Source organism: Paenibacillus artemisiicola, assembly GCF_017652985.1.
In the GTDB taxonomy this organism is placed as follows: domain Bacteria; phylum Bacillota; class Bacilli; order Paenibacillales; family Paenibacillaceae; genus Paenibacillus_Z; species Paenibacillus_Z artemisiicola.
This window is the reverse complement of sequence record NZ_JAGGDJ010000122.1, coordinates 1-685: the sequence shown is the minus strand read 5'-3', so window position 1 is coordinate 685 and position 685 is coordinate 1. Positions and strand designations below refer to the sequence as shown.

1 rRNA gene is annotated in these 685 nt (G+C 56.5%); it reads right to left on the bottom strand.

Annotation, left to right across the window (positions count from 1 at the left end):
- A 23S ribosomal RNA gene (locus I8J29_RS33440) occupies nucleotides 1-685 on the bottom strand; the annotation flags it as partial.

Genomic DNA, 685 nt, shown 5'->3' with positions numbered 1-685 from the left:
CTTCCACCTCGAACCTATCTACCTCGTCGTCTTCAAGGGGTCTTACATACTGGGAAATCTCATCTTGAGGGGGGCTTCACGCTTAGATGCTTTCAGCGCTTATCCCGTCCGCACTTGGCTACCCAGCGGTGCTCCTGGCGGAACAACTGGTACACCAGCGGTGCGTCCATCCCGGTCCTCTCGTACTAAGGACAGCTCCTCTCAAATTTCCTACGCCCACGACAGATAGGGACCGAACTGTCTCACGACGTTCTGAACCCAGCTCGCGTACCGCTTTAATGGGCGAACAGCCCAACCCTTGGGACCTACTTCAGCCCCAGGATGCGATGAGCCGACATCGAGGTGCCAAACCTCCCCGTCGATGTGGACTCTTGGGGGAGATAAGCCTGTTATCCCCAGGGTAGCTTTTATCCGTTGAGCGATGGCCCTTCCATGCGGTACCACCGGATCACTAAGCCCGACTTTCGTCCCTGCTCGACTTGTAGGTCTCGCAGTCAAGCTCCCTTATGCCTTTGCACGCTGCGAATGATTTCCAACCATTCTGAGGGAACCTTTGGGCGCCTCCGTTACATTTTAGGAGGCGACCGCCCCAGTCAAACTGCCCACCTGACACGGTCCCTGTACCGGATCACGGTACCAGGTTAGAACTCCGATACGATCAGGGTGGTATCCCAACGATGCCTCC